General features: G+C 41.2%; 7 protein-coding genes. 4 read left to right on the forward strand and 3 right to left on the reverse strand.

All coding sequences use genetic code 11. From position 1 onward, the window contains the following. Nucleotides 1–133 precede the first annotated feature (133 nt). Nucleotides 134–4,726: a glutamate synthase large subunit gene (gltB, locus tag HCB49_RS13715; protein ID WP_185605261.1), complete on the forward strand. Its 4,593-nt coding sequence runs from the start codon at nucleotides 134–136 to the stop codon at nucleotides 4,724–4,726. A gap of 14 nt (nucleotides 4,727–4,740) precedes the next feature. Continuing rightward, nucleotides 4,741–6,210 (forward strand): glutamate synthase subunit beta, encoded by a 1,470-nt coding sequence (locus HCB49_RS13720; protein ID WP_185605262.1) that lies wholly within the window; start codon nucleotides 4,741–4,743, stop codon nucleotides 6,208–6,210. Nucleotides 6,211–6,257: 47 nt separating this feature from the next. Here the strand turns inward: HCB49_RS13720 and HCB49_RS13725 are convergent, their stop codons facing one another. From HCB49_RS13725 to HCB49_RS13735, 3 genes are all read right to left on the reverse strand, one after another. Continuing rightward, nucleotides 6,258–7,088 (reverse strand): carbohydrate ABC transporter permease, encoded by an 831-nt coding sequence (locus HCB49_RS13725; protein ID WP_003722209.1) that lies wholly within the window; start codon nucleotides 7,086–7,088, stop codon nucleotides 6,258–6,260. 16 nt (nucleotides 7,089–7,104) lie between these two features. Next, on the reverse strand, nucleotides 7,105–7,998 hold the full coding sequence (locus HCB49_RS13730) for a carbohydrate ABC transporter permease (protein WP_185392668.1): 894 nt from the start codon (nucleotides 7,996–7,998) through the stop codon (nucleotides 7,105–7,107). Between the two features lie 61 nt (nucleotides 7,999–8,059). Further along, nucleotides 8,060–9,304, reverse strand: a complete 1,245-nt coding sequence (locus HCB49_RS13735) for a sugar ABC transporter substrate-binding protein (protein WP_185481447.1) — start codon at nucleotides 9,302–9,304, stop codon at nucleotides 8,060–8,062. Between the two features lie 429 nt (nucleotides 9,305–9,733). Here HCB49_RS13735 and bglX point away from each other — a divergent pair, with 429 nt between their 5' ends. Then, nucleotides 9,734–11,905, forward strand: a complete 2,172-nt coding sequence (bglX, locus tag HCB49_RS13740) for a beta-glucosidase BglX (RefSeq protein ID WP_185605263.1) — start codon at nucleotides 9,734–9,736, stop codon at nucleotides 11,903–11,905. Then, a complete protein-coding gene (locus HCB49_RS13745; protein ID WP_185605264.1) occupies nucleotides 11,902–15,162 on the forward strand; it encodes a glycoside hydrolase family 94 protein in 3,261 nt (1,086 codons plus the stop codon). The genes bglX and HCB49_RS13745 overlap by 4 nt, the downstream gene beginning before the upstream one ends. Nucleotides 15,163–15,206: the final 44 nt, after the last annotated feature.

Here is a 15,206-nt window from a genome sequence, read left to right on the forward strand (position 1 = left end):
GATAAATGAAAAGGAATAAAATAGATACTACAAGAAATGTAAGGTAAGCTGAATCGCTGGTTAATTATCAGTTAATTTGAATAATTACCAGAAAGACCTACAAAGATTCGGTTTTTGAAGAGGAGGAACTAGGATGAAACAAACTAATTTACCAAAAAAACATGGCCTATACAATCCAGAAAATGAGCACGATGCTTGTGGAATTGGCTTCGTAGCAAATATTAAAAAGATTTCTTCTCATAAAATTGTTGAGCAAGGTATTCATATGCTTTGCCAATTAAAGCACCGTGGCGGAGAAGTTGGCGGGGATACGGGCGATGGCGCTGGTATTTTACTTGAAATTTCTGACTCGTTCTTCCGACGTGAATGTAGCAAATTAGGAATTAATTTGCCTGAAAAATATCATTATGCGGTGGGTATGTTTAATTTCCCACAAACTAAAACCGAACGCGAATGCTTAATGGCAGAAACAGAAAAATTGATTGCGAGTGAAGGGCAAATTTTTCTTGGCTGGCGCGAATTACCAACCGATGTAACAAAAGTTGGCGCGGGAGCAAGAGAAACAGAACCAGCAATTTATCAACTATTTATTCAAAAAAATGCTGAGCTAGATGAAGCGGAATTTGAACGTGCACTTTATTTAATTAGAAAACAAGTCGAAAAGTTTGCTCAGACTTCTGAACAAATTACAGAAACTTTCTACGTTCCAAGTTTATCAACGCGAACGGTTATTTTTAAAGGAATGTTACTACCAGAACAAATCAATCAATATTATTTAGATTTAGCGGATCCAGCATATGTATCGGCTTTTGCGTTAGTGCATTCGCGCTTTTCAACGAATACGTTTCCGAGTTGGGAGCGGGCGCATCCGTATCGTTATTTAATTCATAACGGTGAAATTAATACGCAACGAGGCAATGTTAACTGGATGAAAGCTCGGGAGAAAAGAGCAGAATCTGGTTTACTTGGTGACGATTTAGCGAAGTTACTACCAATTATTGATGAAAGTGGTAGTGATTCAGCGACTTTAGATAATGCGCTAGAATTTTTAGTGCAGGCAGGGCGTTCGTTACCTCATGCGGCGATGATGCTTATTCCAGAACCTTGGGACAAAAATCCACACATGACAGACCCGAAACGCGCTTTTTACGAGTATCATAGTACATTAATGGAGCCTTGGGATGGACCGACTTCGATTTCATTTACGAATGGTCGCGTGATCGGGACAATTTTGGATAGAAATGGTTTACGTCCGGCGCGTTATTATGAAACGAAAGACCATACGATTATTTATTCTTCGGAAACGGGCGTTGTACCTGTTGATTCGAGTGAGATTATTCGCAAAGAAACGGTTGGCGCGGGAACAATGTTGTTAATCGATTTAGAAGAAGGACGCATTGTGACGGACGCGGAGTTAAAAGCAGAACTGACAACCGAAAAACCATACCGTGAATGGCTGAATGCGGAAATGACGGAGATTGCTGACTTAGTATCAGCAGATTTAGATTACGAAGCGATGGATAAGTCCGAACGCTTTAAAAAACAACGTGCATTTGGTTACACGCAAGATGAATTAAATAAAATTTTGATTCCGATGGTAACAGAGAAAAAAGACCCAATGGGCGCAATGGGTTATGACGCGCCACTTGCCGTTTTAAGTCAACGTCCGCAAGTATTATTTAATTATTTCAAACAACTTTTTGCGCAAGTTACGAACCCGCCGATTGATGGGATTCGCGAAGAAACAGTTACTTCTGCGATGACGCTGCTCGGGGATGAAGGGAATATTTTAAATCCTACTGCGAAAAATGCGAACCGAATTCGCTTGAAAACACCAATTTTATCACGAAAAGAATTTGCGGCTCTTGCGCAGCAAACGAAATTCGCGAAACAAACCGAAACATTATCCATTTTATTTAAAGCAGAAGAACGTGACAGTTTAGAGGCGCGATTGGAAGCATTGTTTATAGAAGCCGATAAAAAAATCGCAGGTGGCGCCGAGTTGCTTGTGCTAACAGATGATGGCGTAGATGCGGATTGGATTGGCATTCCTTCATTGCTAGCTGTAAGTGGCTTGCACCATCATTTAGTTAAAGCGGGGACGCGGACACAAGTGAGTATTATTGTGAAAACAGCGGAAGCGCGCGATGTGCACCAATGTGCGTTATTAATTGGCTACGGGGCGGATGCCGTATTCCCAAGTCTAGCTATTGATACATTTGACGGTTTAATTAAAGAAGGACGTATTAAAGGTTTTACGCTTGATGAGGCAGAAAGTCGTTATATTGAAGCAATTACAGACGGCATTTTGAAAATCATGTCGAAAATGGGAATATCTACTGTCCAAAGTTACCGTGGTGCGCAGATTTTTGAAGCAATCGGTATTGGCGATGATGTGATTAAAAACTATTTCCCAGGTACAGCTTCACAAATTGGCGGTATTCCACTTGAAGTAATTGCCCAAGAAGCTTGGTTGCGTCACCGCGAAGCCTATCATGATATCGGCTACCAAAGTTTCACGCTTAATACTGGCGGCGAATATCAGTGGCGTTCAAACGGTGAATACCATGTGTACAATCCATTAGCAATTCATTCTTTACAACAAGCGACGCGCGAAAATGACCGCGAAACATATAATTTATATTCAGATTTAATGCAAAATCAAAATAATGCCTTTTTAAGAGGGCTGCTAACATTTACAAGTGATCGCAAGCCGATTCCACTGGACGAGGTAGAGCCAGCAGAAGCTATTTTCAAACGATTTAAGTCAGGTGCGATGTCATATGGTTCGATTAGCCAAGAAGCTCATGAGGCGCTTGCTATCGCGATGAATCGAATCGGCGGAAAAAGTAATAGTGGGGAGGGCGGAGAAAATCCGAACCGCTTTACTCCAGACGAAAATGGTGACTGGCGCAGAAGTGCAATCAAACAAATCGCTTCTGGTCGTTTCGGCGTAACAAGTCATTATTTGGTTAACGCAGAAGAATTGCAAATCAAAATGGCTCAAGGCGCAAAACCAGGCGAGGGAGGTCATTTGCCAGGGAACAAAGTGTATCCATGGATTTCGAAAACACGTGGTTCAACAACAGGTGTCGGCCTGATTTCACCACCGCCACACCATGATATTTATTCGATTGAAGATTTATCGCAACTGATTTTCGATTTAAAAAATGCGAACCAAAATGCGCGCGTTAACGTGAAGCTAGTTTCGAAAACTGGTATTGGTACGATTGCAGCTGGGGTTGCGAAAGGGAATGCCGACGTTATCTTGGTAAGTGGTTATGAAGGTGGAACTGGTGCTGCCGCAAGAACGAGTATCCGTCACGCGGGTGTACCGTGGGAAATCGGCTTAGCAGAAACGCACCAAACATTACTTTTAAACGGCTTAAGAAATAAAGTCGTTGTCGAAACAGATGGAAAACTTATGACAGGTAAAGATGTCTTAGTTGCCGCGATGCTAGGAGCGGAAGAATTCGGATTTGCTACTGCACCACTTGTAACACTTGGTTGCGTCATGATGCGCGTTTGCCATTTAGATACATGTCCGGTTGGTGTAGCAACGCAAAATCCAGAACTTCGTAAAAAATTCAACGGCTCTGCGGACTATGTTGTAAACTTCTTCCATTTTATCGTGGCAGAAATGCGTGAAATGATGGCGGAACTTGGCTTCAGAAGTTTGACAGAAGTTATTGGACATAAAGAGTTACTAACAACTCACGAGAAAAAAGAGGCACATTGGAAAGCGAAATACATCGATTTTTCGAATATGCTTTACAGTGATGATTTCTATAAAAATCAAGTCCAATACTGCACAAAACAACAAGACCACAAAATTGACCAAACTCTCGATATGCGTGAAATTGTGCCATTAATTAAACCAGCACTTGAAAATGGCGAAAAAGTAACTGGAACTTTCGCTGTACGCAACATTGACCGTGCAATTGGGACGATTGCTGGATCCTTTATTAGTAAAAAGTACGGCGCAGAAGGTTTGCCAGAAGATACGATTTCACTTGATTTTGTTGGTTCTGCGGGTCAAAGCTTTGGTGCTTATACGCCACTTGGTATGACACTTCGAATTCACGGTGATGCCAATGACTACTTCGGCAAAGGGCTTTCTGGTGGTAAATTGATTGTTAGTCCAGATGCGAAAACGCCAATCAAACCACATGATTCTGCGATTGTCGGAAATGTAACGTTATACGGTGCAACTGGCGGATATGCTTATATGCACGGAAAAGCTGGCGCACGATTTGCCGTTCGTAACAGTGGTGCGACAGCGGTTGTTGAAGGTATTGGCGACAATGGTTGTGAATATATGACAGGTGGTGCAGTAGTCATCCTCGGCGAAATTGGCGAGAACTTTGCGGCCGGAATGTCTGGTGGAGTGGCTTATATTTATACGAACAATAAACAAGAAACTACTACCAAAATCAATCATGAACTTGTTAATAGTCGTTCCACATTAGAAGCATCTGAATTAGCTAAATTGAAGCAACTAATCGAACAACACGCAAGCCTTACTGGAAGCGAGTTTGCCCAAGCTATTCTCAGCAATTGGGAAGCGGAACAAGCGAATTTCATTTTCGTTATTCCAAATGAATATGAAATGATGCTAACAAGAATCACAACGCTTGAACAAACTGGAAAAACACACGATGAAGCAGAATTACAAGCTTTTTATGAGCATAAAGATGGAAAATTAGTTGCCGGAGCGGCGAAATAGAGAGGAGTGAAACCATGGGAAAAGCAACTGGATTTATGGAATATGACCGAATCCCTTCTCCCGGACGCGATCCGAAAAGTCGGACGCGTGACTGGAATGAATATAGTTTACCAATGCCGGCAGCTGACTTAACGTTACAAGCTGCACGTTGTATGGATTGTGGTGTACCGTTTTGTAGCGTTGGGATGGAAATTAAAAATGGCGTATCAGGTTGTCCGCTGCATAATTTAATTCCAGAGTGGAACGATGCAGTTTATCGGGGTGACTGGTATGAAGCGTTACAACTACTATTAAAAACAAATAACTTTCCAGAGTTTACTGGTCGTATTTGCCCAGCGCCTTGTGAAGGTGGCTGTACAGTAGCAATTTCAGAACCAGCAGTAGGAATTAAATCAATTGAAAAAGCAATTATTGACCGCGGTTTTGAAGAGGGATGGATTAAACCTGCTCCTCCTAAAAAGCGCACAGGTAAACGAATTGCCGTGATTGGTTCTGGTCCTGCGGGGCTTGCTTGTGCCGATCAATTAAATAAAGCTGGTCATAGCGTAACGGTCATTGAAAAAAGTGACCGAGTTGGTGGCTTATTAATGTACGGCATTCCAACAATGAAACTCGAGAAAGAACAAGTAACACGTCGAGTGAATTTAATGGCAGAAGAAGGCGTTGAATTTGTGACTGGCGTTGCAGCTGGTACGGATATTACTTTTGAAGAACTACGCACAGAGTATGATTCGATTGTACTTGCAACAGGCGCTGGTAACGCACGCGATATTCCACTTGCTGGACGTGATGCAGCTGGTATTCACTTCGCTGTGCCGTATTTAACACAAAGTACGCGCGACAATTTGGACAACGGCGGGGTGCAAACACTTTCTGCTAAAGGCAAAAATGTCGTAATTATCGGTGGCGGTGATACTGGTGCTGACTGTGTGGCAACGGCATTAAGACAAGGTGCAAAGAGTATTTATCAATTCGGTATTCAAGACAAACTTCCAGAATTACGCGACGGTGAAAACCCTTGGCCACAATATCCACGTGTATTCAAAATGGATTATGCGCACGAAGAAGCAGAGGCTGTTTATGGAAGAGATCCACGTGAATATCTCATCAATACTACTTCTTTTGAAAAAGATGCAGCAGGGAATCTGGTTGGTCTTCATACGGTAGAAGTAGTGGAAGATAAGGCTGCTAGAACGTATACACCTGTAGAAGGAAGCGAAAAGTATTTTGACGTTGATATGGTTTTAATCGCCATTGGTTTTGCTGGTACAACCGAAGATATTTTCACAAATTTTGGCGTAGGAAAAACAGACCGCCATACGATTGATGCTGCTAAAGGATTCTATCGTACAAGTGAAGAAGGTGTGTTCGCTTGCGGAGATGCGCGTCACGGTCAAAGTTTAGTCGTAACCGCAATTGCAGAAGGAAGAGAAGCGGCTCGTGAAGTAGACTTTTACTTGATGGGCGAAACATTTTTACCTTAATAGAAAAAGAGCTTATCCTCAAAAGGGTAAGCTCTTTTTTTGACCAATTATTTCATTCCTGAAACATTGAAGCCTTTTAAAATGTATTTTTGGAAAGTCATAAAAATCAAGATAATTGGAATAACCATAAAGGTTGCACCAGCCATTTGTAACGCGTAGTTGCTGCCGTATTGTCCTTTTAGAAGTTGAAGTCCTACTGATAGGGTGTAGAATTTTTCGTCGTTGGCAATGATTAACGGCCATAAGAATGAGTTCCAACCAGCGATAAAAGTGAGAATTCCTTGGACTGCAAGCACTGGGCGGGAAATCGGAATAACGATCCGCCAGAAAATGTAAAACTCGCTAGCGCCATCCAGTCTTGCCGCTTCTAGTAAATCGTCGGAAATGGTGGACATAAATTGGCGGAATAAGAAAATCCCGAAGGCGCCAACTAGTCCTGGAAGTACAATCCCTGTCATAGTATTGGTTAATCCGGCCGCATTAAGCAGTAGATAAACTGGAATCATCGTTACTTGTCCGGGAATCATCATCGTAGCAAGCACGAGATAAAACAACTTGTTTTTCCCTTTAAATTTAAATTTAGCAAAACCGTAACCCGCCATCGCATTTAAAAATAAACCGAAAAACGAGAAGAATACAATGATTAATGTGTTTTTTAAGTAAATAGCAAAGTCCATTTCAGTGAATAGTTTGGTGAAATTATCTAGTGTGAACGTTTCTGGCCAAATAGTAGGTGGGATTTTTAAAATTTCAGCATCCGTTTTCAAAGAGGAGAGAACCATCCAAATGAACGGTAAAATCATAAAGAATCCGCCAACCGTTAAAATAGTAATAACGGCAATTTGAGCACCACGTGATTTTTGTCTATATTGATTCATTTATAACACTCCTCTCTTAAATATCCCCGCCATTATTTTTACGCTGAATCCGGAATTGGATAATCGTGATAATAATAATCGCGATAAACAAGATAAATGATCCAGCCGCCGCATAACCAAATTTACTTAATTGGAAACCGTTTTGATAAATAAAGAGGGCGACTGAGTTCGTGCTATCGAGCGGCCCGCCTTCCGTCATGACGAACGGTTCCTCGAAGAATTGCAACCAACCAATCATCGTCGTTACAGTTACAAAGAAAATCGCAAAACGAAGCATCGGTACAGTAATTTTAAACAATTGTTGACGACTATTAGCACCGTCAAGCGATGCAGCTTCGTAGTATTCACGCGGAATCCCTTGAAGAGCTGCTAAGAAAATAATCATATTCACACCGATAGCCCGCCACACAGCGAGGATAATCAGTGAAATTTTCGCAATCGTAGGATCTTGTAGCCAAGGAACAGGGCCAAGGTCTAAAAAGGAAAGTAAATAATTAAGTAAACCAAACCGTGGATTATATAAGTAACTCCAAACAACTGCCACAGCGACAACGTTTGTAATCGAAGGCGTATAGAAAATTAACCGAAAAAACTGGAAAATCTTCGCTTGCGAAAAGTTAATCATCAGCGCAATCCCAAGCGAACAAACGATAACAAGTGGAACGCCAATAATAACATAGAAAAGGGTGTTAAAAATAGATTTTAAAAATACCGGATCTTGCATAATATTGACGTAATTATCTATCCCAATAAAGTTAATTTTAGAATAATCGGCAAGCCCGACTAAATCGATATCTGTAAAACTAATAACAAAAGCAAGCAAAATCGGAAGTAACGAAAACAGAAGAAGTAAAAACAGTGCTGGCGAAATAAACAAATATGGCGTGTTTTTATTTAGAAATTGTTTCATAACATCAGTTCCATTCTAAAAGGGCAAATGGCAGACTAGAATCATTTGCCCTTTTTATTCGTTATTTTTTAAGAAGGGTTTCTACTTGATCGTTAAATGTATCCATTTGTGTTTGTACATCTGCACCACCACGATAAATTTGTTCCCAAGATTTTCCGTATAATTGAGCGATTTCTTCAAATTGCGGGATAAGTGGCATTGGTTCTGCCGTTTTCATTTGTTCGCCGAATACTTTGTAGTAAGGATCGTTTTTCAGCATATCATCTTCCCAAGCATCCATACGAGCTGGCATCGAGTTAGTATCTTTCAACCAAGATAACTGCACGTCAGGTTGGCTCATGTAGTCCATGAATTTCAGAGCATCCTCTTTTTTATTACTATATTTGAAAATGGATAGGTTAGCGCCACCAAGACTTGATTCGTTATTTTCTTTTTTAGGTAATACTGCAGTTGCCCATTTTCCGTCAATATCAGGGGCAGTGTCTTTCAGTGTATTAACCATCCACGGACCACTCATGAACATTGGCACGATTCCGTCGCCGCCAAAGCTTTGGGACGCATCTAAACCAAGGTCAGTGTCTGGAGCAGAACCGTTTTTAATGAAGCTTTCTAAATAACTGACAGAATCAACAAATGGTTTTTTGTTAAATACAGGAGTACCATCTTTATCGAAAAGAGGGGAGCCATTTTGACGTCCGAAAATGAAACCAGTTGTTTGTTCATTTGGATCAATGGCAAAACCGTACATGTCTTTACCGCGTTTGGAAAGTTTAAGCGCAGCATCGGAAAGTTCATCCCATGTTTTTGGTGCTTCGTTATAGCCAACTTTTTTTAGTAAATCGGTACGATAGAATAATACGCGCGTTTCTGCATACCACGGAACACCGTAAGTTTTACCATCAAATTGCGTTGTTTTCACCGAACCAGGGAAAAATAAATCGGAGTTCATATTTTTACTTTTTTCTACGTCTTTTGTAATATCAAGTAATGCGCCAGCTTCGACGAATTCAGGCATCCAAGTAGTTCCCATTTGGACTACATCGGGGCCGGATTTGGAAGCGACTGCTGTAAGTAATTTATCATGTGCATTTGCCCAAGGAATAACTTGGACTTTCACTTCGATGCCAGTGTCTTTCGTGAATTTTTGTGCGAGTTCTTTTAATGATTTGGCTTCATCTCCCATAGCCCAAACGTTTAACACTTTCGAATCGCTCGAATTCATATCATCCTTCGATCCGCCACATGCCATTAATACTAAACTAAGCGACAACACTAAAGCTAAAACGACAAACATCTTTTTCTTCATGATTTTTCCTCCATTTTTTTGTTTTTTTCAAAGCAACTTGACTAACTAAAAGCTGTTAAAGAATAAAAACTGTTGTACGGAACTTGTGCACCGTACGGGATGAAGCAAATTGTGAAAATTAATTCACATACACAATATTTCATAGAAACGTTTCGACAAGGTTATTATAGTATATTATGTAATCGGTTTCAAGTGAATTGCAATTTTATTTTTTTATAAGTAGGGTTATTGGTTATGTATCAACGCTTTATGCTTGATAAATTTTTTTTGAATGGATTTTATTGAAAACGAGATAGTATAGAAGAAACGTGGAAATCGAATCATTTAACCATGTGAATGTCGTTTTTGGTTGACTAAAGAAAAGAAAGCGCTTATACTGTTGTTATATTTGAATAGAAACGTTTCGAAAAATGTGTTCAGGAGGTTCCTATGAAACAAGAAAAAGTGCAAGATTTAGTCAATCAAATGACATTAGATGAAAAAATTGCCCAATGTCTTCAACTTTCCCCTTTTCTTTTTAAAGGTACAAACAAAAATGCAGAACTTACAGGGCCACTTCTTCAAGAAATGAAATTAACGGATGCGCAGACTGAAAATGCGGGTTCGGTACTTGGATCAAGTTCGGCGCTTGATATGATTGGTATTCAAGAAGCTTACTTAAAAACAAATCGACTAGGAATTCCGCTTGTTTTTATGGCGGACGTTATACATGGTTATAAAACTGTTTTTCCAATTCCACTTGCACTCGGTTGTTCGTTTGACCGGGAAACTGTTCGAGTGATGGCGGAAGTTTCGGCATTTGAAGCAACAGCGGAAGGGCACCATGTTACTTTTTCCCCAATGCTTGATTTAGTGCGGGATCCGAGATGGGGTCGTGTAATGGAATCAACTGGTGAAGATCCCTTTTTAAACAGCGAACTTGGGAAAGCGATGGTTGCTGGTTACCAAGGTGATGTGAGCGAACTTGCTGAAAACAAAGAGCGAATGGCTGCTTGTGTGAAACATTTTGCGGCATACGGGGCAGCGGAGGCTGGACTGGAATACAATACGGTCAATATGTCTACACGCGAACTATATCAAAATTATTTACCTGCTTATAATGCAGCAATCCAAGCAGGAGCTAAATTAGTTATGACGGCATTTAATGTGGTGGACGGGGTTCCGGCGACAATGAACAAATGGCTGAATCGTGATGTTTTACGCGGTGAAATGAATTTCGATGGCGTACTTATTTCTGATTGGGGTGCGGTCGCTGAAGTGATTAACCACGGAACTGCCAGAAATCCGAAAGAGGCGGCGCAATTTTCGATGGAGGCAGGCGTTGATTTGGAAATGATGACGACTTGCTATATTCATGAATTAAAAGGCTTGATTGAGGAAGGAAAACTAGCTGAAAGTCTTTTAGATGAAGCCGTGTTGCGGATGTTGCATTTGAAAAATGATTTAGGACTTTTTGAAGATCCGTATCGTGGTTTGAAAAATAGCGATCGTTCAGAAGACATTTTAACTGATGAAAGCCGCTTGAAAGCGCGCGCTGCTGGAGTAGAGTCAGCTGTTTTATTAGAAAATAAAAATCACTTACTTCCTTTAGCTAAAACGACGAAATTGGCACTAATTGGTCCACTTGCTACATCACCTGATATTCTCGGTGGTTGGAATGTATACGGCGAAGAGAAAGATGGCATCAATGTGGAAACGGGCTTACGCGAGGTGTTTGAAACAATCACAACTGTCTCGACGGATTATATAGAATTTACCGAGGAAGATAAAGCTTCGATTGAGGAAGCCGTGAGCCATGCAGAAGTGATTGTTCTTGCGCTAGGTGAGAAAAATGAATGGGGCGGAGAAGCAGGAAGCCTCGCAACCATTCGTTTACCAGAAGCACAATACGACTTAGCCAAATTTGTACAAACGCTTGGGAAACCGGTAGTTATCACTTTATTTAATGGTAGACCGTTAGAAGTTAAAGAATTAGCGGAAGCCAGTGATGCGCTTCTCGAATTATGGTTCCCGGGTACAGAAGCGGGCCGCGTTACTGCGGATTTATTAAGTGGGGCGAGCAATCCTTCTGGAAAATTAGCGATGTCCTTCCCGCAAACGACCGGTCAAATTCCAGTTTACTATAACCATTTACGCACTGGTCGACCACAAACACCAGAAAACAAAGGTGAGCGCTATGTATCGCATTATCTCGATATTCCGAACGAACCATTTTATCCATTTGGTTACGGAAAAAGTTATAGCGAATTTGAATTAACAACGGCCGATATTCCGAAAGAATTGCCTCTAGGTGAGTCGCTTCATGTGGAGGTAACAATTAAAAATACGAGTAAAATCGCTGGAAAAGAAGTCATTCAAGTGTATTTGCAAGATGTGACAGCAAGCATTTCACGTCCTGTCAAAGAACTAAAAGCTTTTGAAAAAGTGGCGCTTCTAGCTGGCGAAGAAAAAACAGTTTCATTTGAATTAACGAGCGAAGCATTTTCTTTCTACAACCATCAACTTGAAAAAGTGCAGGAACCGGGACTTCACCGTGTTTTTGTTGGGACGAGCAGTGAAAATGTAGACGTTTTTGAACTGGAAGTAGGTGGCTATCTGTGACAAAATTAAAAGAAATTAAAAAAGCAGATTTATCGGCGGCGTTTTATCCAAGTGGGGAGCTTGCTTGGTTGAAATTAAAGGATCTGATGTTGAATCAAGTCATTCAAAATCCGTTAGAAAATCGCTTATCACAAATCTATGTACGAGCGCATTTGGCTGATAAAGTGAAGGCATATCCGCTTTTAACCGCAGATGCAGAAGTCGGTTTTAATGAGCATGGGGTTGAATATCGCGGGACAGTTGGGCCGTTTGCATACACGGTGCAAATGCAATTCCATTCGCGTGGCTGGTTTTATGATATAACGGTGGATGGTGCAGGAAATTTTGATCTTGTGTATTTGCAAGATTTAGGCCTTGCAGAACAAGCGGCAGTGCGGACAAATGAAGCTTACATGTCGCAATACATTGATTATCATGTGACAGAAGGTGCGACTGGTTTCACGATTCAAGCTCGCCAAAATCAACCACAAAACAATCGCTTTCCGGCAGTCCAAATCGGTGCTTTGACGAACATTATTGGCTATGCAACAGATGGTTTCGATATGTATGGCACCAATTATAAAATAACGAGTGAACTAGCAGCACTTGCGCAAAAATCACTACCAAATCGTGTATATCAATATGAATTCGCGCAAATCTCCTTACAAACAGAAGCATTTTCAAATCACGCAGAAACAACTTTTTATGGCTATGCAACCGAGAATCAACCAAAAGCATCTGGCGCGCCATTTGAAAATATCGCCGAAATAAAAGCGAGTATTCCGGAGCAAGCCTATCAGCCAAGTAAAAAAGCGATCCGCGACAAAAACATCGGAACAGCTATCACGGGCGAACCAATTTCCGAAAAATGGCTACAAGCGAACTTCCCAGACAGAATTCAAGAAGAAAAACAAAACGGCGCACTGCTATCCTTTTTCACACCAAGCTATGCACATGTTGTGATGCGCGAAAAAGAGGCTGAATTAGAACGTCCACATGGCAGCATTTTGCTAGACAAAGTGGATGTTTTAAACCCGGAAGCAACTCTTTCGGCGACAACATACATGTACGGTGCATTTTTATCGCAATTGGTTGCAGGGAACACAAATATGAACAAATGGAATAGCCATGCGCGCAATCCGCTGAACATTTTGCAAACAAGTGGTGTAAGAGTTTATATTGAAGAAGATGGTGAACTACGGCTACTCGGCGTACCATCTGTGTGGGAAACGAGCACGAACTATTCAACTTGGTATTACCAGTGGAATGATGATTTAATCACTGTCAAAACGACCTTAACCGCTGCAAGCAAAGAGGCATTCGTCACCATCCATTCCAAAAAAGGTCATCCATATAAATTGGTACTAACTAACCAAGTCACAATGGCCACGAATGAATACGACACAACCGTGAAAAAAGAAATAAAAGCTGGCGTCGTTACTTATTTCCCATCAGCAGATTCACCCATTTTAGATACTTACCCGGCACTTCAATTCCGCGTGGACGGTACTTATAACGACATCACAGACGAAAGTTATTTTGCGAAAGATTATGCCGGAACAGCTGGATTAGACGTTTTCGTATTTGAACCAACAGATAGCGCAACATTCCACGTTCAAGCAAAACTGACCGCTGAATTTGCAGAAAAGCAGCCAGATTTAGAAGCAGCTACAAAAGAAATTCGCACTAGCTATGACGAATTAACCGCCCAATTTCATTTAAACCACCAAAGTACAACGGCGGAAAAACTAAACTTAACGGTGTATTGGTATGCGCACCAAATGCTCGTTCATTACGCATCGCCGCACGGTTTAGAACAGTATAGCGGGGCGGCTTGGGGAACACGTGACGTAAGTCAAGGACCATTTGAATTTTTCCTTGCGACCGGGAACAAAGCTGTTTTACGCCAACTTGTATTAACAATCTTTTCCCACCAATACAGGGATACTGGTGACTGGCCGCAGTGGTTTATGTTTGATAAATATACATCGATTCAACAAGAAGAAAGTCACGGCGATGTCATTGTTTGGCCGCTGAAAATTATTGGTGATTACTTGGAAATGAGCGGAGATGCAGGGATACTCGAAGAAGCGATTCCGTTTGTTGACCGTGAATCGAAAACATTCACAACTGAAAAAGGGACGCTGTTAGAGCATATTGAATTAGCTGTACAGACAATTGAAGCCCGCTTTATGAAAGGAACGGCGCTTTCTAATTACGGTGATGGTGACTGGGACGATACGCTTCAACCTGCAAATGCGCAATTGAAAAAAAATATGGTTTCCAGCTGGACAGTTGCTCTAACGTATCAAACATTTAAACGATTAGCGACATTCTTGCCAGCAGGAGATGAATACGGCGCTTTAGCAAAACGAGTTCAAGCTGATTTTGCTAAATATATGACAGCGGATACCGACGTCATTCCAGGTTTCCTCTATTTAGAAGAAGGAAAAGCACCGGTTTGGATGATTCATCCGGAAGACAAAGAAACTAATATTAAGCATCGTTTAATTCCACTAACGAGAAGCGTAATTGCCGAACTCGTTGATAAAAAACAAGCAAGTCGCAATTTTGACATTATAGGTGAGCATTTACTTCATCCGGATGGCGTGCGTTTAATGAGTGAGCCAGCGCATTATGCAGGTGGTGTAAGTACGCACTTCAAACGGGCTGAGCAAGCGGCGAATTTTGGTAGAGAAGTTGGTTTGCAATATGTCCATGCGCATATTCGCTATATCGAAGCACTTGCAAAAATTGGCGACACAGGAGCTTGGCATATGCTTGATATTATTAATCCAATCAATATTAAAGAAGTTGTACCAAACGCGGAGCTACGCCAAAGCAATACGTATTTCAGTAGTTCTGACGCCGCATTTTTAGATCGTTATCAGGCACAAAATGAATTCGGTCGCGTGAAAGAAGGGACTATTCCAGTGAAAGGCGGCTGGCGGATTTATTCGAGTGGTCCAGGAATATACTTGCATCAGCTAATTAGTTCGGTTCTCGGCATTCGCCAAACAGAACAAGCGCTCATTTTTGATCCTATTTTGCCAGCAGATTTAAATGGGTTAGAATGCCACATTGAGCTGGATAATTACCCGCTAGATATCACGTTTGAAAGCGCAGATGAGGCCGGGATTTTGGTGAACGGAGAAAAACAACCTGTTGAAAATGAAGCGAATGCATACCGTACAGGCGCTCTCGTTTTACCTAAAAAGAACTTAACGACAAAATGTTCACAAATCACGATTAAATTTCAAAAAAATAACCGTCTCTAAGGTTGTTTTGTGTATAATAAAAGAAAACAGAAAAGGATGCGATT

This window comes from Listeria cossartiae subsp. cayugensis (genome assembly GCF_014229095.1).
Classification (GTDB): domain Bacteria; phylum Bacillota; class Bacilli; order Lactobacillales; family Listeriaceae; genus Listeria; species Listeria cayugensis.

Bases quoted from the DNA above. Each gene is read 5' to 3' on its own strand.
- gltB (WP_185605261.1), top strand. From the start codon at position 134: ATGAAACAAACTAATTTACCAAAAAAACATGGCCTATACAATCCAGAA.
- HCB49_RS13720 (WP_185605262.1), top strand. From the start codon at position 4,741: ATGGGAAAAGCAACTGGATTTATGGAATATGACCGAATCCCTTCTCCC.
- HCB49_RS13725 (WP_003722209.1), bottom strand. From the start codon at position 7,088: ATGAATCAATATAGACAAAAATCACGTGGTGCTCAAATTGCCGTTATT.
- HCB49_RS13730 (WP_185392668.1), bottom strand. From the start codon at position 7,998: ATGAAACAATTTCTAAATAAAAACACGCCATATTTGTTTATTTCGCCA.
- HCB49_RS13735 (WP_185481447.1), bottom strand. From the start codon at position 9,304: ATGAAGAAAAAGATGTTTGTCGTTTTAGCTTTAGTGTTGTCGCTTAGT.
- bglX (WP_185605263.1), top strand. From the start codon at position 9,734: ATGAAACAAGAAAAAGTGCAAGATTTAGTCAATCAAATGACATTAGAT.